Genomic DNA, 18,577 nt, shown 5'->3' on the forward strand with positions numbered 1-18,577 from the left:
TGTCGCGTTCAGCTTTTCTGAATTCACAGAGGGTCGTCATGACACACAACACGAAAACCTTTCGCCCGGCGCGCGCCGCCTTCGCTTCCTCCGCAATCTCTGTTCTGACGCTCGGTCTTCTTGTCGCGCCGTCCCACGCACAGCAGGCTCCGACCGTGCTGATTGATGGTTCAAGCACCGTTTTCCCGATTTCCGAAGCCATGGCTGAAGAGTTCCAGAAGGCTCAGGCTGGCAAGACGCTCGTTACGGTTGGCTCTTCGGGTACGGGCGGCGGCTTCAAGAAGTTCTGCCGCGGCGAGACGGACATCACCGGCGCATCGCGGCCGATCCGCTCCGACGAAATCGAACTCTGCAAGCAGAACAAGGTCGAGTTCATCGAGCTGCCGGTCGCCATCGACGCATTGGCGACGATCGTCAGCCCGCAGAATAACTGGGCAACCTGCATGACGGTCGCTGAGCTGAAGAAGATCTGGGAGCCTGAAGCTCAGGGCAAGGTAACCAACTGGAACCAAGTCCGCGGTGACTTCCCCAACGCCAAGCTCGGCCTGTTCGGTGCCGGCACCGACTCTGGTACGTATGACTATTACACACTTGCCATCAACGGCAAGGAACACTCCAGCCGCGGCGACTATACGGCGACCGAAGATGACAACATCACGGTACAGGGCGTTGCCGGCGACAAGAACGCAATCGGCTTCCTTGGCCTCGCCTATCTGAGCGAAAACGCCGGCAAGGTGAAGGCTGTTGAAATCAAGCAGGCCGATGGATCGTGCGTGGCGCCGTCCATCGAGACCGCAACCGATGGAACCTACCAGCCGCTGACCCGCCCGCTGTTCTACTACGCGTCCAAGAAGGCAGCCGATGAGAAAGAGCACGTTCGCTCGTTCGTTTCGTTCCTCTTCGACGCGAAGAACCAGGAAGAGCTTGTTAGTGAAGTCGGCTATGTGGCTTTGCCTGCGAAGCCGCTGGCCTCGCGCTCAAGAAGTTCGAAAACCGCAAGACCGGAAGCCACTTTGAAGGTGGTTCAAAGGTCGGCGTGACGGTTTCCGATCTCGTCGCCGACGCAGCCAACTAAAATCCATACCTTTCCGGCAGCCGCGACCGTTCGCGGCTGCCCTCACCGGAGCACATGATGCCTACAACGCTCGACCCATATCTCCCAAGTGACGCCTTTTTGAAACGGCGACGTCTCATCGATATGTCGATGCGTGTCTTGTTGTTTCTGTCTGCTGCCCTTTCGGTTTTCGTGACTGCCGCGATCATTTATGTGCTCGTCAGCGAGTCGTGGAATTTCTTCATGCAGGTCTCGCTGTGGACGTTCCTGACCGATACAGAATGGACGCCCGTCTTCGCTCAGCCGCGATATGGTATCCTGCCACTGCTCACGGCAACGCTTTGGGCCGCCGGGATTGCGATCCTGATCGCCATACCTTTAGGAACAAGTCTGGCAGTCTATCTGAGTGAGTATGCTCGGCCAGCCGTTAGAGAGACAGTCAAGCCGATCCTCGAATTGCTTGGAGGGGTGCCTACAGTCGTTTTCGGCTACTTCGCACTCCTCTTCATAACGCCTTTGCTCCAGACATTTATCCCCGGTTTGACCAGCTTCAATCTCCTTGCGCCCGGGATCGTGCTCGGCATTATGATCATGCCCTACATCGTCTCGATCAGCGAAGACGCCATGCGCGCCGTGCCGGCCTCGCTGAGGGAGGGTGCCTACGCACTCGGCATGACCAGGCTGCAAACGTCGTTCAGGGTCATCATTCCAGGTGCTTTCTCCGGGATTACCGCGGCATACCTCCTGGGCATGTCCCGTGCCGTCGGTGAGACCATGGTGCTTGCCATCGCTGCGGGCCAGAACCCGAACCTAACCGCAGATCCACGAGAGGGTGCTGCAACGATCACGTCATACATCGTTCAGATGAGCCTCGGTGATTTGCCGCACGGATCGCTGGCATATCAGACCATTTTCGCAGCTGGCCTCGCGCTCTTCGTGTTGACCCTGATTTTCAACATCATCGGCTTCTTTCTTCGCCGCCGCTTCCGGGAGGCCTACTGATGGCTATCAGCGCCGAAAATATAACTGTGCTCCAGGACACGTCTTCCCAAGTCCAACTGGTCAATCGAGCGAGACGAAACGATCTCGTGTTTGCGAGTATGGGCCTGATCATCCTGTTCATCGTCATGGCCTTCCTGATCGCGCTCATCGTTGACCTCTTCAGTGATGGACTGGCTCGGATCGATTACGCTTTTCTGACGGAATTTCCTTCAAGGCGGGCAGCAGATGCCGGAATTCTCTCTGCCTGGGTGGGAACCTGCCTTGTGATGTTTGTCACTGCTCTTCTGGCTATTCCGCTCGGTGTCGGAGCGGGTCTGTACCTCGAGGAATACGCGAAGAAAAACTGGCTGACAGATGTGATCGAGATCAACGTCACCAATCTTGCCGGCGTACCTTCGATAATCTACGGCCTGCTCGCTCTTGGCTTTTTTGTCTACCTTGCCGATCTTGGCCGGACGGTGCTCGTCGCAGGCATGGTTCTTGCGCTTTTGATCCTGCCGATTGTCATCGTCGCGACGAGAGAAGCTATCCGCGCCATACCGCAGACAATCCGCGAAGGTGCGTTTGGTCTTGGTGCCGATAAATGGCAGACGATGTGGCACTACATCCTCCCCGCTGCCCGGCCTGGTATCCTCACCGGAGCGATCGTCGGCTTGTCTCGTGCCATCGGCGAAACCGCGCCCATCATCACGATCGGCGCTCTGACATTTATCGCGTTCCTACCGCCGGCACCGGTGAACGCGAGCTTTCCGTTCATCAACTTCGATTGGCTGAATGCCCCGTTCACCGTGATGCCAATCCAGATGTTCAACTGGATATCGCGGCCGCAGGCAGCGTTCCACGTAAATGCTGCGGCGACAGGCGTCGTGTTGATGTTCATGACCTTGGGCATGAATGCCATCGCCATTTGGATACGCTTCCGGCTTCGACGCAAGCTTGGCCTCTAACAGAGATCGGACCAAAAATGAACGATACAACAACCGCCTTGCGGCCTGTAAACGCAGGCCAGGAAACAAGTTCCTCGCGCAACATTCTGACCCATCCTGAGCGTCTGCGGGCGGAGGTAAGGGATCTCGATTTCTGGTACGGAGATTTCCACGCCCTGAAAAAGGTCAATCTTCCGATCGCCGACAAGCAGGTTACTGCCTTGATCGGTCCGTCAGGCTGCGGAAAGAGCACGCTCCTGCGATCATTCAACCGTATGCACGATCTTTATCCGGGCAACCGCTACGAGGGTGCGATCGAGCTGTTGCCGGAAAAGCAGAATCTGGTTTCCCCTGGGATCGATCCGATCTTGATCCGCTTGCGGATCGGGATGGTTTTCCAAAAGCCCAATCCGTTCCCTAAGTCGATCTATGAGAATGTTGCGGCGGGTCTAAAGGTGCGCGGCATCACCAAGAAGAGCCTGCTCGACGAGCGGGTCGAGCAGGCTCTTCAAGGCGCCGCCCTCTGGAACGAGGTCAAGGACCGCCTGCATCAGTCGGCCTACGGTTTGTCTGGAGGACAGCAGCAGCGTCTGTGCATTGCCCGGACGCTCGCTCCAAATCCGGAAATCATTCTGTTCGACGAACCGACATCGGCGCTTGACCCGATCGCCACGGCGAAAATCGAGGAGTTGGTCGCTGAATTGCGCGATCAATATACGATCGTCATCGTCACGCACAACATGCAGCAGGCTGCACGCATATCGACCTACACCGCCTACATGCACCTTGGCGAGATGACCGAGTACAACGCGACTAATGAGTTCTTCACAAACCCGCAGAACGAAAAAACACAGCACTACATCACTGGGCGCTTCGGCTGAGGAAAAAAAATCATGACGATGGATCACACTATTCGCGCTTTCGACGAAGAGCTGCACGACCTGACCGAGCAAGTCTCTTCCATGGGGCGCATCGCTGCTTCGCTCCTCGACAAGTCGGTTGATGCCCTGATTGGTAATGACAAGGCACTCGCAGAAGAGGTCGTAAAGGCTGACCTTCAACTCGATGCGATGCAGAGAACTGCTGAAACGGCAGCTGTTCAAATTATTGCCCGCAGACAGCCCGTGGCGAACGATCTGAGGCGGATCGTCGGTGCGATGCGGATGGTTTCAAATCTCGAGCGCGTGGGCGATCTGGCAAAAAATATTGCCAAACGCTCTGCGATCGTTGATGCGTCACTCAACAGGGGTGTCGTTTCCGCCGGCTTTGGCACGCTGGCCGAAGCTGCTAAAACACAGATGGCAGGCGCCCTTGAAGCCTTCCGAAACAACGACGCGAAAATGGCGTCGGAGGTTCGACGCCAGGACGAGCATATCGACGTCCTCTATAACGGGCTCTTTCGCGAACTCCTGACATATATGATGGAGGACCAGCGCTCGATCACTTTGTGCGCTCATCTGCTCTTCTGTGCGAAGAACCTTGAACGCGTCGGTGACCATGCCACCAATCTGGCTGAGACGGTCGAATACATTGTGACGGGTGATGATGTCTCGGCCGATCGGCCGCGCGCTGAAACCGTGGTCGCGATGGAGTGACGTGCATGCCGAGCGTTGTTATCGTACAGGAAGATACAGGCGTTGGCTCGATCCTCGAGGCTAGCTTCCGCGAAGAGGGTTACATCGCCGGAGTTTGTGGCATGGCAGACCAGTGCGAACGCATGGTCGCCGAGCGGCAACCGGATCTGGTCGTCGTTGATTCTCTTGGGCGAGCCGGCGCTCTGCACAAATCGTTCGTTCGTATGCGATCGAACGTCCAACGAAGACAGCTGGCAATCATCGTCCTGGGTGGGGAGGCCGTCCCCACCACCTTTTTCGACGTCGGGGCCGACGACTACCTGCTGAGGCCCTTTTCCATGCAGGAGCTTCTCGCTCGCAGCAATGCCCTCATCGAGCGTTCAGTCTCGAAAACCACAAGGATTTTGAACCATCGCGAGATATCCCTGAACCTGGAAACTCACAGGGTTTCGCGCAAGGGTCGGCAAATTCATCTTGGCCCTACCGAATACCGCCTGCTGCAGACGATGTTGAAGGAGCCCGCGCGTCTTTTTTCGCGTCAAGAAATCCTCGAGATGGTTTGGAACGATGTCAGTAGGGACGAGCGTATTGTCGACGTGAGTATCAAGCGGCTGCGCAAATCGCTGAACATAGGAAGCAAGGAAGACGCCGTTCGTACCGTAAGGGGTTGCGGCTACGGACTGCAATAGCCGCCGTCAGCGCTTCGTGTCACCGAGTGCTCTCAGCTGCGTCTGAAGAGACATCCGATCGATCGATTCCATTGGAAGCGACGTGAACACGGAAAGCCGGCTGGTAATCGCATCGGCTGCCCGGCGAAAGGCGGCGAGCTTTTGGAGTTCCGTGCCTTCGACAATGGTTGGATCGTCGATCCCCCAGTGTGCGGTAAACGGCTGACCCGGCCAGGACGGACACTGCTCGCCGGTCAGTGTGTCGCATACGGTGAACACAAAATCCATCGCAATACGGTTCTCCCCTCTGAACTCATCCCAACTCTTGGGTCGCAGGTCAGCGATCGGGCATTCAATTTTCTGGAGCGTAACAAGCGTCAAGGGATGAACGACACTTGCTGGCAGGTTACCAGCGGAGAACGCCTTGAAACGATCGGGCGCCATATTGCGGAGGATAGCCTCTGCCATGATCGATCTCGCCGAATTTGCTCGACAAAGAAAAAGAACGTTGAAGACTTTCGTTGCTGGTTGGCTCAGCGCGATCTCGACATCAGCACGCTTGCCGGGAAGGGAAGAGAAGTCTGTCGCCAGAAACTCCACAAGCCGCCAGACAAGCTCCGTATTCGGACGGTAAATTATCGTGGTGCCGACGCGTTGCGTCTGTACCAAACCAGCTCGCTTCAACACGTTGAGGTGTGACGACATCGTGTTTTGAGGAATATCAAGTAGTCTCCCGATATCGCCTGACGGCAATCCGTCCGCCGCGTGATCGAGAAGGAGGCGAAGCGCGTCGAGTCGAGTGGTTTGGGCAATCGCCGCAAACGCTTCTACGATAGCTGATTTTTCCATAAGTCTGGATATATCGATTTTCACGTCTGGAAGCAAGGATCGTTCACTGGCGTCACATACGATATTTCCGTATTTCTGGAAATATACAGAATTGTCATATTCCTGTAGCGGAAGTGCAGAATAAGCGGGTGACCCTTTCTGGATCAATGGAGAACCCGATGAAGAAGCTCGCGGCCGTCCTGGCTCTTTCCGTAGCATTTGCAATGCCTGCCCAGGCGGAATTCAAACTTGATGCTCGTTATACGGATGCTGATGGCGACATGGTCGCCGACATTCCGACCGAAAAAGACAAGCTGGTCGATCCGGCAACCCTCGTCTTCGCCTATACGCCGGTCGAAGACCCGGCCGTTTATGCCGACGTCTGGAAGGGCTTCCTCGATCATCTCGCCGAAAAGACCGGCAAGAAGGTCCAGTTCTTCCCGGTTCAGGAAAACGCCGCGCAGATCGAGGCCATGCGTGCGGGTCGCCTGCACGTTTCGGGCTTCAACACCGGCTCCAATCCGATCGCCGTCGCCTGCGCCGGCTTCCGCCCCTTCGCCATGATGGCGTCCAAGGATGGCGCTTTCGGTTACGAAATGGAGATCATCACCTATCCGGGCTCGGGAATTGAGAAGATCGAAGACTTGAAGGGCAAGAAGCTCGCCTTCACCGCAGAAACGTCCAACTCCGGCTTCAAGGCGCCTTCTGCACTATTGAAGGCCGAATACAAGCTCGTAGCAGGGACCGACTTCGAGCCAGTTTTCTCCGGCAAGCATGACAACTCGATTCTCGGCGTGGCAAACAAGGACTATCCGGCAGCCGCTATCGCAAATTCGGTGATGAAGCGAATGGTTGCTCGCGATGTCGTCAAGAAGGACCAGCTCGTCTCGATCTACAAGTCGCAGACCTTCCCGACGACCGGTTACGGCGTCGCTCATAACCTGACCCCGGAATTGCAGGAAAAGATCAAGGATGCGTTCTTCTCCTACAATTGGGAAGGATCGGCCCTGCTGAAGGAGTTCCAGACTTCAGAACCGCCGCAGGAAGCGTTCATCCCGATCACTTTCAAGGATCAATGGGCCGTTGTCCGCCAGATCGATGACGCGAACGGCGTATCCTATACCTGCAAATAATCATGAGCCGATCTATCGGACGCCGGGTCGTGGAGGCCCGGCGTTCAACTATTCCGCAGAGGCAGGGGACGATAATGCTTAGAATTTCAGAGCTGACGAAAACATACAAGACCGGTGACAAGGCTCTGAAGAACATCAGCCTCGAGATACCGGCGGGTCAGGTGGTCGGGTTGATCGGGCCGTCGGGCGCCGGAAAATCGAGCCTCATCCGCTGCATCAACCGTTTGATAGAGCCGAGCGCCGGCCAGATCTTTCTCGGCGATCTCGATGTAACCGCTCTGTCCAGAAGTGAATTGCGCGTGGCGCGCCGCCGGATCGGTATGATTTTCCAGGAATATGCGCTGGTTGAGCGGCTGACCGTGATGGAAAACGTCCTGTCCGGGCGGCTTGGCTACGTTCCGTTCTGGCGCAGCTTCTTCCGCCGCTATCCTTCCGCCTATGTCGAAAACGCTTTCGCGCTTCTGGATCGCGTCGGCCTGACGGCCCATGCGGACAAGCGCGCCGATGCCTTATCGGGCGGCCAGCGCCAGCGCGTCGGTATTGCACGCGCTCTTGAGCAAGACCCGGAACTTCTCCTGATCGACGAGCCAACGGCTTCCCTCGATCCGAAGACCTCTCGCCAGATCATGCGGCTGATCGTCGAGATTTCAAGGGAACGTGGTCTGCCGGCCATCATCAACATTCACGATGTCCTGCTCGCGCAGGCCTTCGTTGAACGCATCATCGGGTTACGCGCCGGCGAAGTCGTCTTCGACGGCACCCCGGACATGCTCGACAATGCCGCCCTGACGCGCATTTATGGCGAAGAGGATTGGACGGCGATGCAGAAGCAGGCCGAAAGCGATGCGGAGGAAGAGCGCATCGCGGCAGCCGAGCGCGAACGCGCCGACGAACGTATGGCGGGTGTGGTCTGATGGCCTACGCCGGCATGAAAACCTATCCGACGACATGGCGCCGCCCGCCGCTGTTCATCAGGAACGCCGGCATGCGCTGGCTCGTCTATGGCGGCGCGCTGGTCTATCTCCTGCTCGCCACCGCCAGTATCGACGTCAATTGGGCGCGCGCCTACGAAGGTCTTGACCGGGGCTGGCGCTTCCTGCAGGGCTTTCTGGTGCCCGACTTCACGACGCGCTGGCGCGATATCGTCGCAGGGCTGCAGGAAAGCTTGACCATGACCGTCTGCTCGACGATCGTCGGCATCCTGATATCGATTCCGATCGGCGTCGGCGCGGCACGTAATCTGGCGCCCGCACCGGTCTATTATGTCTGCCGCTCGATCATCGCCGTGTCACGCGCCTTTCAGGAAATCATCATTGCCATCCTGCTCGTCGCCATGTTCGGCTTCGGGCCGTTCGCAGGCTTCCTGACGCTGGCCTTCGCAACGATCGGCTTCATCGCCAAGCTGCTGGCCGAAGCTATCGAGGAAATCGACGAAAAGCAGGCCGAGGCGATCCGCGCAACCGGTGCGTCCTGGCTTCAACTCGTCAATTACGCGGTTCAGCCGCAGGTCATGCCCCGGCTGATCGGCCTGTCTCTTTATCGTTTCGACATCAACTTTCGCGAGTCGGCCGTCATCGGCATCGTCGGTGCAGGCGGCATCGGGGCGACGCTCAACACATCCATCGACCGCTACGAATACGACAGCGCGGGTGCCGTGCTCATTCTCATCATCGTCATCGTCATGCTCGCCGAATACGGTTCGAGCCTCATTCGCAAACGGATTCAGTAATGCCGGTTTCCAACGCAATCCACGGCGGCAAGAGCTGGCGCAAACTTCAGCCGCGCACCGAACTTCTGCAATGGCTGGGCTGGCTCGCTCTCGTCGCGCTCTTCATGTTCTGCTGGCAGATCATGACGAAGGAGACGATCTGGGCCTTCGTTCAGGACGCCCCGAGGCAAGGCGGCGATATCCTGACCCGCGCCTTCCCGCCGCGTCTGTCCTATGTGAGCGAATTGCTGGTCCCGCTTTGGGACACACTCAACATGGCGACCCTCGGCACGCTTGCGGGCACCATGCTCGCCGTACCGATCGCCTTCCTTGCGGCCCGAAACACGACGCCAAGCCTGCTTTTTCTGAGGCCCATCGCGCTGTTTCTCATTGTCGCGTCGCGGTCCATCAACTCGCTGATCTGGGCGCTGCTCCTCGTTTCCATTTTAGGGCCGGGACTGCTTGCCGGCATCATCGCGATCGCGTTGCGCTCGATCGGCTTTGTGGGAAAACTGCTCTACGAGGCCATCGAGGAAATCGACCAATCCCAGGTCGAGGCGGTGGAAGCGACCGGCGCAAGCCGAATGCAGGTGATTGACTATGCAATCGTGCCGCAGGTTTTGCCCTCGTTTCTCGGCACGACCGTGTTCAGATGGGATATCAACATCCGCGAATCGGCCATTCTCGGCCTCGTTGGCGCGGGCGGTCTTGGTTTAAAGCTGCAATCGTCGCTCAACATGCTGGCATGGCCGCAGGTGACGACGATCTTCATTCTTATCCTCGCGACGGTGATAGTTTCGGAGTGGATCTCGGCTGCGGTGCGCAAAGTGATCATGTGACCTTCCCTACGTAAACGCACCGCGGCCTGCCGCGGTGTCGATCGTCGGATCTTATCGCGATCTCACGGCTTTGGTTTCGCTGAAAGCGAGATCAACGCGCGTGAGCGTAGTTACCCCTTATTTACACCACGATAATCATAACTTTGCTCGACCGGCTTATTCGTACCTCGAATACCGTCGAAGGTGGCAACGAGTTCCGCAAAGACAGCTCTGCATTCAGCGACGGAGAGGACACTGGCCACCAATCAGCATGCTGACGATACCCAAATGTGGGCCACTGCTCGATAACGGTCTCAGATTGCCATGAAATGTGGTTTTCCAACCCTAATTATAGAATTCGTTAGCTAGTTACGTTGGGCTATGCGTTCGGCTAATCCATCGTTCCTGCGCTTCAGACTCGATGGTACCTGGCCTCACCTGACGTACCAAAGTTATGGCATCGCTGGGTTTGTATGAGAACGCAGTAAGCAGGTCAGCGGCAATCATTCCCGTGCGGCCCAGCCCACCCCAGCAATGAATTGCGACGAACTTTCCATTGGTGATCCGGTCGATAAGTACAGAGCGTACCGAATTCCAATCGCTCGCTGCGTCAGGAATACTATTGGGCACGATAGGAAGCCGTATCCATTCTATCTCACTGGACCGCAGCACTTCTGAAAAACCAGCAAGGTCCGGAAACTCCTGATCCTGCATCAGGCTGACAACGACATCTACGCCCAATTCTTTCAACTTGCTGACTTCGGCCAATATGCTGTCGCTTCTGCCGGGACATGGCATCATTCCTATGGTGCCGCCGCCTGGGACCTCGATGCGTGAAAGGGGCATTATGGGGGCAGTCGTCATTTTCCACTTTCTGCTTCTCGTTGATTATTATGCGGCAGGCCTGAACGGATCTGCTGCAAGCTTCTTAAAATTCCTCCCACGCCTCACTCTTGAGTGCTGAGTTTGCCGACCCGGACGAGGAAGCGCGAGTGACATTGGCTATCACGCGCCGTACAGGCAAGGCGTGCGTCACAGTCCCATTTTCAAGCCGGAGCGAAGGCGCTGTCGATTTCGAAAACCGAGTGGTGTCCTCCAGATCGCTTCGCGACGCGCTTTCCAGCTTAAATCTTCCAATGAGAGTGACGAGATTGTCAGCTTCCGCCGAAAGCTTGTGGGTCGAAGCGTTGGCTTCTTCGACCATAGCCGCGTTTTGCTGGGTGACGTGGTCCATCTGATTCACGGCACTGCTGACTTCGGCCAGGCCTGTGGACTGCTCTCGCGCGGCAGTGGCTATAGCCTGAATGTGATCGTTGATTTTCAAAACCTGAGTTTCAATTGTGCTGAGCGCGGAACCAGTTTCCTGCACCAGCTTGACCCCCATTGCGACCTCAGAGCCTGATTTTGAAATCAATTGCTTGATGTCTTTTGCGGCGGACGCTGCTCGCTGCGCCAGCTCACGAACTTCCTGCGCAACAACCGCAAAGCCTTTGCCAGCCTCTCCGGCTCGTGCAGCCTCGACGCCGGCGTTCAAAGCCAGAAGATTGGTTTGGAAAGCGATCTCATCGATTACGTTGGTGATTTGTCCAATCTCGACCGAAGCTTGCTCGATGCGCCCCATGGCGTCAACAGCACTTTTCACCACGGTTGACGATTGAGCCGCGCTCTTCTTGGTATCACTGACGAACTGTGTCGCCTCCTGGGCACGATCACTGGACTGGCGGACCGCTGAGGTGATCTCATCCAAAGCGGCGGATGTTTGCTCAAGTGCAGCCGCCTGTTGTTCGGTTCGCTTCGACAAATCGTCAGCGGCCGACCTCAGTTCAGACGAGTTGCCATTGATGGTATCGCTGGTCGTCCGAACTTCTGTCAAGGTTCGTTGCAATGTGGCAAGGGTCTCGTTCACATTCGTCTGAAGCTCCGCAAATGCTCCCTGGAATCGGCCCGTCATGCTTTCTGTAAGATCTCCGGCCGCCAGGGATGCAATAACTCTTCTTGTCTCGTTGATTCCGCCATCGACGCTTTCTACGAGTGCATTTACGCTCCCAGCGAATCTGTTCAGGTCAGGATCGTCATAGTCTTTGTCGATTCTTCCTGTGAAATCGCCTGCTGCAGCGGCGGCGACAACAGTCGCGATGCTCGATTGCAGTTCAGCACTTTTACCGCGAAGAACAGCTTCTTGCGCATTTAGGTCTCGAACAGCCAGCCCATTTCTCTTGAAAACTTCAACCGCGCCTGCCATCGAGCCAATCTCATCGGCCCGATCGGCAAACGGAACTTCGACGCTAAGATCACCCGCGGCCAGGGCCGCCATTTTATTGGTGAGCGTTGTGATGCGGCCGGTCATTCCCAACACCATGTAAACGATGAATGCGCCTAGCAGCGAAAATGCAACAATCGCAATCGCCGCAACTGTCAGAAACATCCGATGCATTGGTCCAAGCAATTCCGACGCTTCCTGCTCAACGACGATCGTCCAGCCGGAATCGTAAAATGGCATGGAAACGCCAAGCATTTCTTTCCCCGTTGGACCCGTATAAAAGCCCATTGCCTCGCGGCATCCGGTGGTGCAGTTGCCGCTCGTGACATATTTTCCGCTGGACGAGCAAACAACTCCCGCCGTCATCATGGTCAGTTGCCATGGTTCCTGGCTGCCCTTTGCGGACAATACCGCATTCGGGATGACTCGAGATTCCGTGATCATCACGTTATCTTTGTTGACGATGTAATAGTCGAAGGTCTTGCCGATACCCGCAAGATAGAATGCGCCAGCTCCACCCTCAAGGTTCCCAATCTCACCGTCGACAATGTTGCTCAACATCATTGCGTTGGCATGGACATAGACAGTCCCGCTTTTGGTTGTGGCTGCGAACGTCAAGACGGCATTGCCGGAGCTATCACGCCAAACATCGGAATAGCCTGGCTTCACGTCGGTTTGTTTGTCGAAGCTCTGGCCGATGCGTTTCTGGTCCGAAGAGGCGGCGATCTTGTCGCCAACGACGTAGTCAATGTAATGGTAGACGGTGGTTGCCGCGATGTGCCGCGAGCCGCTCTTGATCTCATCTTTGAAAGGGTGATCTTCAATATTAAAGACATCGGATTTTACGATGCGCGCAAAGTGATCTGAAAGTTGGGTCGCGTTCAGGTCTTCGGCCAGCCCAGCCAATTGCTTGGCCTGCTTTTCGTTCTGGCCGAGAAACCGAATGACGCCCTGCTGTTTAGCGTCGACGAAATTCATCAGTCCACCGAGCGACGTTCCAACTTCTTGCCAATAAAAATTGTAAGCGAAGTAGCCGCCGAGACCTGCGACTAGCGGGATAAACATGAGGAACAGCGCAAAGAATCGCGTTCTCAGACTTTTCGAAAATGGAATGAGCGGCTGATTTGCGTAGTTCGACACGTGGATACCCCCTGGTTTCGGCAAGGGTATACTGGGATCGCATAGTTAATTTTTCGATATTATTGTCATAAAAGAATCATATTAGAGCTTATAGGTGTTTATATATGTAGCAATAAGCAAATGCTGGCTCCGATTAAATCCGAATACTGCTATGTAGCAAAAATTTATATTATAAATAAAACATATTAATCAATCTATACTGCACAAAATAACGGCATTTATTTCAATGATGTTCGGAAATCCGAACACTGCAAACTGGTTTCATTCGCACACGTATTGTGCTTTCCGTATGCGTGCGCCATGGGCTGATCAGCGAAGCGCACCAAGTGAGTTTTCTTTCCAGGCATCGCGCATCGGATAAACGCCTCACGCATCCGCGTCGTTCCTGGGAGCTTCTTAGGGCGGCGCTGCTGATTGCAGTCGTGACGGGAGCGTTCAATGCGCTGAAGCAGCCGGCTCTAAAAAGAGATGAGCGCGTCGTTGCATCTATTATGCATCCCCCGGGCCAATTTATTTCGATCCTCAAGCGGCTGTTCTGTTCTGGCCCCGCCTTCCATCTCGACGCCGCACCCATGGGGACAGCTGGTAGACGGTAAAATAAATCCGAGCCAATTGACTTTGTCCACATTTCCAGTAATCTGGATATATGGAACAGGAAAACGCAATTCTCGCCCTCGCGGCACTCGCCCAGCCAACCCGGCTCGAAACTTTTCGTCTTCTCGTCAAGCACGAGCCTGATGGGTTGCCGGCTGGCGATATCGCCCGTGCGCTCATCGTGCCACAAAATACGATGTCCGCGCACCTTAACATTCTGTCACGTGCAGGGCTGGTTTCGTCTCAGCGTCGGAGCAGGGTCATTACGTACCGCGCAGAGATGGAGAGACTGCGAGAATTGACGCTTTTTCTCCTCAAGGATTGCTGTGGCGGCAACGCGGAACTCTGCGCGCCGCTCATTGCTGAACTCACTCCATGCTGCACCCCGGAAAAGGTACTCTCATGACCGAAAAGACATTCAACGTGCTGTTTCTTTGCACGGGAAACTCGGCACGCTCGATACTGGCTGAATCGATTCTCAACAAGGAAGGCGCTGGCCGTTTTGTCGCCTATTCGGCTGGCAGTCAGCCAAAGGGCGAAGTCAATCCGCACGCTCTCATAGAGTTGGCCGCTCTTGGTTATCCGTCGACTGGCTTCTCCTCGAAAAGTTGGGACGTATTCGCCGAGCCGGGTGCTCCGCAGATGGATTTCATCTTCACGGTCTGTGACAGCGCGGCTGGTGAAGCGTGTCCGGTTTGGCTCGGCCATCCAATGACCGCTCACTGGGGTATCGAGGATCCCGCGGCCGCTACAGGCTCAGAGATGGAAGTGCAGCGCGCTTTCGCCCAGGCGGCCCGTTTCCTGAAAAACAGGATCGCGGCGTTTCTCAGCCTGCCGTTGGAATCACTTGATCGCATGGCGCTCGAGACCAGGCTACGGCAGATTGGCACCATAGAAGGGTCCACCAGCCCTGAACGGACGTCGGCCTGATATCCAGACGGTAGGGTGAGCGAATAGACAGCCGATGGCTCGTGCTTCCCGATCTTGACGGCACACAGTGCATGAGAAGAGCGCGTCGGCGTCGGCTGCTGGCGACGCAGTTCAAATTCATTTGACAAAGGGTCCAATCGTTATGGGCAACCAAATTGACATCGTCATCTACCACAATCCCGAATGCGGCACCTCGCGCAATACGCTGGCCATGATCCGCAACGCGGGCATCGAACCGCATGTGGTCGAGTATCTTAAAACGCCGCCCTCCAGGCCGCTCTTGGAGCAATTGATTGTTCGCATGGGGATTTCCCCACGCGAATTACTTCGCGAAAAGGGAACGCCGTACTCCGAGCTCGGGCTCGGCGACACGTCTTTGACGGATGAGCACCTTGTCGATGCTATGATGGAGCATCCCATTCTAATCAACCGTCCAATCGTCGTCACTCCGTTGGGCGTTAAACTCTGCCGTCCATCGGAAGCTGTGCTCGATATTTTGCCGTCCGAACAGAGGGCGGCTTTCACCAAGGAAGATGGTGAGGTCGTCGTCGACGAAGCCGGCCGCCGCGTCATCTAGTCTGAAACTTTCAATCCGAACTCGTGTCACCGCAATCTTCCTGTGAAGACTGCGGACGATGTTCCTTTGCCAGGGAGAACGCCAATGCGTCCCAAGGAACCAACACTTCGCCTTTCTTTCCTCGATCGCTACCTGACGGTCTGGATTTTTGCAGCCATGGCACTCGGCGTGCTTCTCGGCACAGTTTTTACCGGCCTGCCAGCCGCGCTCGACAGCCTGTCCGTCGGAACGACCAACATTCCGATAGCCATCGGCCTTATCCTGATGATGTATCCACCTCTGGCAAAGGTCCGCTTTGACGAGTTGCCGCAGGTTTTTGCCGACAAGCGTGTTCTCGGTATTTCCCTGTTACAGAACTGGATCATCGGTCCGGTCCTGATGTTTGCGCTGGCGGTGATTTTTCTACGGGATTATCCCGAATACATGACGGGCCTGATCCTGATCGGTCTTGCGCGCTGCATCGCCATGGTGCTGGTCTGGAACCAACTTGCCAAGGGTGACAACCAGTATGTTGCGGGCCTCGTCGCCTTCAATTCGATTTTCCAGATTCTGTTTTTCAGCGTTTACGCCTGGTTCTTCCTGACTTTCTTGCCGCCTCTGTTTGGCCTTGAAAGTAGCGTTATCGACGTGTCGTTCTGGACGATCGCCGAGGCCGTGCTGATCTATCTCGGAATCCCGTTCCTCGCGGGGTATCTGTCCCGCCGTATCCTGACCGCAAGCAAAGGTCGCGACTGGTACGAGAACGTTTTCCTGCCCAAAATCAGCCCGATTACGCTGGCTGCACTCCTGTTTACCATTGTGGCGATGTTCAGCCTCAAGGGCGGCGATGTGGTGAAACTGCCTGGTGACGTGGTAATGATCGCGATCCCGCTGACGATTTACTTCATCGTGATGTTTCTAGTCAGTTTTTGGATGGCGAAATCGGTCGGTACCAACTACCCGCGCACGACTGCCGTTGCCTTCACAGCCGCAGGCAACAATTTCGAGCTCGCGATTGCCGTTGCCATCGCAGCATTCGGTCTGGCCTCTCCGGTTGCCTTTGCTGCGGTGATCGGTCCTCTCGTGGAAGTTCCGGTTCTGATCCTACTCGTGCAAATGGCGCTTTGGATGGGTCGAAAGTACTTTGTCAGGTCGGCAGGCAGCCCCGCGGAATAAAAACGGGGAGGGACCGCAATGTCTTCCAAAACTTTTGATGTCGTTGTGATTGGCGCCGGGCAAGCAGGCCTGGCGTCAGCCTACTACCTGCGTCGCGCCGGCCTCAGTTTCGTGATGCTCGATGCAGAGGATGGGCCGGGTGGCGCATGGAGACATGGATGGAATTCGCTCCATCTGTTTTCACCGGCATCGTTCAGTTCGCTGCCCGGCTGGATGATGCCAGCGGGAACCAAAGCTAGCTATCCGGCGAAGAGTGAGGTGATCGATTATCTGACGCGCTACGAGGAGCGATATAAGTTTCCTATAGAGCGCCCCATGGTGGTCACGTCGGTCACCAGCGTTGCTGGAGCTTTGGAAGTGATCGCAGATAAAGGACGATGGCGAGCACGTGCGGTTTTGAGCACGACGGGTACATGGCGGCACCCTTTTATACCGGCGTATCCCGGCGCCGCCGATTTTAAAGGCCAGCAGATCCATTCTGCTAACTATGTTTCTGCTGACGAATTTGCGGGCCAGCGCGTTGCCATTGTCGGTGGTGGAAATTCCGGTGCCCAGATCCTGGCAGAGGTGTCGACGGTCGCTGAAACCGTCTGGGTGACGCCTCAGCCTCCAATCTTTTTGGCAGACGACGTCGATGGGCACGTGCTGTTTCAACGCGCGACTGCCCGCGCTCTTGGAAAGGACGATGGGTCTCCAATTGGCGGTCTTGGCGACATCGTCATGGTACCACCTGTCAAAGACGCAAGAGACCGGGGTGCACTCGGATCTGTGCGGCCGTTCTCGCGTTTTCATGCGCAAGGTGTCATATGGCAGGACGGAACAAGCAGCGATCTTGATGCTGTCATCTGGTGTACCGGGTTTCGTCCCGCGCTGGATCACCTCCGTGATCTCGATGTCATCACGCCAGATGGTCAGATCGAGGTTAAGGACGGACAATCCCTGAAACAGCCTCGCCTTTGGCTTGCCGGCTATGGAAGCTGGACTGGAGCAGCGTCTGCCACGCTGCTCGGCGTGGGAAGGACAGCGCGAGATATGATCCCTCAACTCGTTGCATCGCTAGAGTGATAGCGACGGGTGGAGACGATACGATCTCCAGAAGCTTAATTGGGCTGGCTACTGTCAGCTTTATCGCTTTCATGCAAATGAGCGAGCAGGTGTGGCATTATGTGGCCGGCATCCCTGCCCACACCTCTTAATGTAGCGGAAGCGAAGTTTCGCTGCCTTGGAAAACCAACAAAGTAGAGGCCAGGGACGTCCTGCGAGATGCCGTTGCGCTGCACCAAGCGATTGTCATCACCGACAGCGCCAAGCTCCTTGAGGTAGGACACATTTGGGTGGAAGCCTGTCGCGAACAAGAGAGCATCTACCTGCTCTTCAGCTCCGTCTGGCCAGACGACACCGCGTTCCGTGATCCGGGTGAACATTTCCCGGCATTGCACGCGTCCAGTCTTTATCGCATGCCTATATCTACCACTGTCGAGGACCGGCGTGCTGTGATCGTTGAGCCAACGTGTTCGCTCGAGGCCAGTCCATTTCACCCAGAAATGAAAGTCCAAGCCAAGGATCCGCTGTGGGAAAAAGCGAATGGGCCGGAGGGTAGCCAGCGTCACACGGGCCTCGCTAGCAAGCTCCGTCGCGATCTGGACAGCAGAATTCGCGCCGCCAACGACGATGATCGACGTCCACCGAATTCCTTAGCGTTTAGGTATTGGGAACTGTGCAACATGCGCCCACCAAACTGCTCTTGTCCCTCGATCAAGGGAACGTGACGCATTCCGAAAGCGCCTGACGCTGCGACCAGCGCCTTGGCGCGGAAGCGTTGACCTTCCGCAGTGACGACCTCGAAAAAGTTGTCGGTGCGGACAACGTTCAGCACCCTCTGGCCGGTGCGAACCGGCAGCTGAAATTTCCGTGCATAGTGGTCTAGGTAAGCGACGACTTCGTCGCGTTGTGGGTAATGCCCTTGCGGTCCTGGAAACGCTAGGCCGGGTAGCGCGGAATAGCCCGCAGGCGAGAACAATTCCAAGCTATCATAGTAATTGCGCCAGGCACCACCGGATCGGTCGGAGGCTTTCAGTATCAGGAAATCGATCTGCTGCTGCGCGAGGTGCCAGCCTGTCGCCAGGCCAGCCTGACCACCACCGATGATAACTGTCTGAAAAGTTCTCATGCTTAATTCCGGTGGAGGCTGTTTGCGAACACGCGTGCAG

Annotated in this window: 20 protein-coding genes; 15 read left to right on the forward strand and 5 right to left on the reverse strand. The window is 56.1% G+C overall.

Annotation, left to right across the window (positions count from 1 at the left end; all coding sequences use genetic code 11):
• Positions 1-38: 38 nt before the first annotated feature.
• The 6 genes from L901_RS06750 to L901_RS06775 all read left to right on the forward strand — a co-directional run bounded on the left by L901_RS06750 (position 39) and on the right by L901_RS06775 (position 5,245).
• Positions 39-1,040: a PstS family phosphate ABC transporter substrate-binding protein gene (locus tag L901_RS06750; protein WP_245289595.1), complete on the forward strand. Its 1,002-nt coding sequence runs from the start codon at positions 39-41 to the stop codon at positions 1,038-1,040.
• A gap of 92 nt (positions 1,041-1,132) precedes the next feature.
• The gene (pstC, locus tag L901_RS06755; RefSeq protein WP_059755046.1) at positions 1,133-2,056 is read left to right on the forward strand and encodes a phosphate ABC transporter permease subunit PstC; all 924 of its coding nucleotides are present in this window, start codon (positions 1,133-1,135) and stop codon (positions 2,054-2,056) included.
• Positions 2,056-3,003 (forward strand): phosphate ABC transporter permease PstA, encoded by a 948-nt coding sequence (gene pstA, locus L901_RS06760; RefSeq protein ID WP_059754758.1) that lies wholly within the window; start codon positions 2,056-2,058, stop codon positions 3,001-3,003. The genes pstC and pstA overlap by 1 nt, the downstream gene beginning before the upstream one ends.
• Positions 3,004-3,020: 17 nt before the next feature.
• Complete coding sequence (gene pstB / locus L901_RS06765; RefSeq protein WP_236763141.1) at positions 3,021-3,863, forward strand: phosphate ABC transporter ATP-binding protein PstB; 843 nt, start codon at positions 3,021-3,023, stop codon at positions 3,861-3,863.
• 12 nt (positions 3,864-3,875) lie between these two features.
• Entirely contained in the window at positions 3,876-4,577 is a 702-nt protein-coding gene (gene phoU / locus L901_RS06770; protein WP_020810073.1) for a phosphate signaling complex protein PhoU, read from the forward strand.
• 5 nt (positions 4,578-4,582) lie between these two features.
• Positions 4,583-5,245 (forward strand): winged helix-turn-helix domain-containing protein, encoded by a 663-nt coding sequence (locus tag L901_RS06775; RefSeq protein ID WP_059754760.1) that lies wholly within the window; start codon positions 4,583-4,585, stop codon positions 5,243-5,245.
• A gap of 6 nt (positions 5,246-5,251) precedes the next feature.
• Here L901_RS06775 and L901_RS06780 read toward each other — a convergent pair whose 3' ends face one another.
• A complete protein-coding gene (locus L901_RS06780) occupies positions 5,252-6,220 on the reverse strand; it encodes a metalloregulator ArsR/SmtB family transcription factor (protein ID WP_245289596.1) in 969 nt (322 codons plus the stop codon).
• Positions 6,221-6,231: 11 nt separating this feature from the next.
• Between L901_RS06780 and phnD the strand changes: the two genes are divergently transcribed.
• The 4 genes from phnD (at position 6,232) to phnE (L901_RS06800) (ending at position 9,732) form a co-directional block, all read left to right on the forward strand.
• Positions 6,232-7,185 (forward strand): phosphate/phosphite/phosphonate ABC transporter substrate-binding protein, encoded by a 954-nt coding sequence (phnD, locus tag L901_RS06785; protein ID WP_059754766.1) that lies wholly within the window; start codon positions 6,232-6,234, stop codon positions 7,183-7,185.
• A gap of 74 nt (positions 7,186-7,259) precedes the next feature.
• Entirely contained in the window at positions 7,260-8,099 is an 840-nt protein-coding gene (phnC, locus tag L901_RS06790) for a phosphonate ABC transporter ATP-binding protein (protein WP_059754769.1), read from the forward strand.
• Entirely contained in the window at positions 8,099-8,914 is an 816-nt protein-coding gene (gene phnE, locus L901_RS06795) for a phosphonate ABC transporter, permease protein PhnE (protein WP_059754772.1), read from the forward strand. The genes phnC and phnE (L901_RS06795) overlap by 1 nt, the downstream gene beginning before the upstream one ends.
• Positions 8,914-9,732: a phosphonate ABC transporter, permease protein PhnE gene (gene phnE, locus L901_RS06800; protein WP_059754774.1), complete on the forward strand. Its 819-nt coding sequence runs from the start codon at positions 8,914-8,916 to the stop codon at positions 9,730-9,732. Before phnE (L901_RS06795) ends, phnE (L901_RS06800) begins: the two co-directional genes overlap by 1 nt.
• A 348-nt stretch (positions 9,733-10,080) precedes the next feature.
• Here phnE (L901_RS06800) and L901_RS06805 read toward each other — a convergent pair whose 3' ends face one another.
• Positions 10,081-10,575 carry a dual specificity protein phosphatase family protein gene (locus L901_RS06805; RefSeq protein WP_059754777.1) on the reverse strand — a complete coding sequence of 165 codons (495 nt, stop codon included), beginning with the start codon at positions 10,573-10,575 and terminating at the stop codon, positions 10,081-10,083.
• Between the two features lie 64 nt (positions 10,576-10,639).
• A complete protein-coding gene (locus L901_RS06810; protein WP_059754779.1) occupies positions 10,640-13,036 on the reverse strand; it encodes a methyl-accepting chemotaxis protein in 2,397 nt (798 codons plus the stop codon).
• Positions 13,037-13,757: 721 nt separating this feature from the next.
• Between L901_RS06810 and L901_RS06815 the strand changes: the two genes are divergently transcribed.
• From L901_RS06815 to L901_RS06835, 5 genes are all read left to right on the forward strand, one after another.
• Entirely contained in the window at positions 13,758-14,111 is a 354-nt protein-coding gene (locus L901_RS06815) for a helix-turn-helix transcriptional regulator (protein WP_020810064.1), read from the forward strand.
• Positions 14,108-14,635 (forward strand): arsenate reductase ArsC, encoded by a 528-nt coding sequence (locus tag L901_RS06820; protein ID WP_059754782.1) that lies wholly within the window; start codon positions 14,108-14,110, stop codon positions 14,633-14,635. Before L901_RS06815 ends, L901_RS06820 begins: the two co-directional genes overlap by 4 nt.
• A gap of 142 nt (positions 14,636-14,777) precedes the next feature.
• Positions 14,778-15,212 (forward strand): arsenate reductase (glutaredoxin), encoded by a 435-nt coding sequence (gene arsC / locus L901_RS06825; RefSeq protein ID WP_059754783.1) that lies wholly within the window; start codon positions 14,778-14,780, stop codon positions 15,210-15,212.
• Between the two features lie 84 nt (positions 15,213-15,296).
• Positions 15,297-16,367 carry an ACR3 family arsenite efflux transporter gene (arsB, locus tag L901_RS06830; protein ID WP_020810061.1) on the forward strand — a complete coding sequence of 357 codons (1,071 nt, stop codon included), beginning with the start codon at positions 15,297-15,299 and terminating at the stop codon, positions 16,365-16,367.
• Positions 16,368-16,385: 18 nt separating this feature from the next.
• Positions 16,386-17,432 carry an ArsO family NAD(P)H-dependent flavin-containing monooxygenase gene (locus L901_RS06835; RefSeq protein ID WP_059754786.1) on the forward strand — a complete coding sequence of 349 codons (1,047 nt, stop codon included), beginning with the start codon at positions 16,386-16,388 and terminating at the stop codon, positions 17,430-17,432.
• A 35-nt stretch (positions 17,433-17,467) separates the two neighbouring features.
• Here the strand turns inward: L901_RS06835 and L901_RS27820 are convergent, their stop codons facing one another.
• Together L901_RS27820 and L901_RS27825 are read right to left on the reverse strand one after the other, a co-directional pair.
• Complete coding sequence (locus tag L901_RS27820; protein ID WP_197419700.1) at positions 17,468-18,058, reverse strand: NAD(P)-binding domain-containing protein; 591 nt, start codon at positions 18,056-18,058, stop codon at positions 17,468-17,470.
• Complete coding sequence (locus tag L901_RS27825) at positions 17,974-18,537, reverse strand: NAD(P)-binding domain-containing protein (RefSeq protein ID WP_197419695.1); 564 nt, start codon at positions 18,535-18,537, stop codon at positions 17,974-17,976. Before L901_RS27825 ends, L901_RS27820 begins: the two co-directional genes overlap by 85 nt.
• Positions 18,538-18,577: the final 40 nt, after the last annotated feature.

Origin of the sequence: Agrobacterium sp. D14, assembly GCF_001526505.1 — a bacterium.
Classification (GTDB): Bacteria; Pseudomonadota; Alphaproteobacteria; order Rhizobiales; family Rhizobiaceae; genus Agrobacterium; species Agrobacterium leguminum.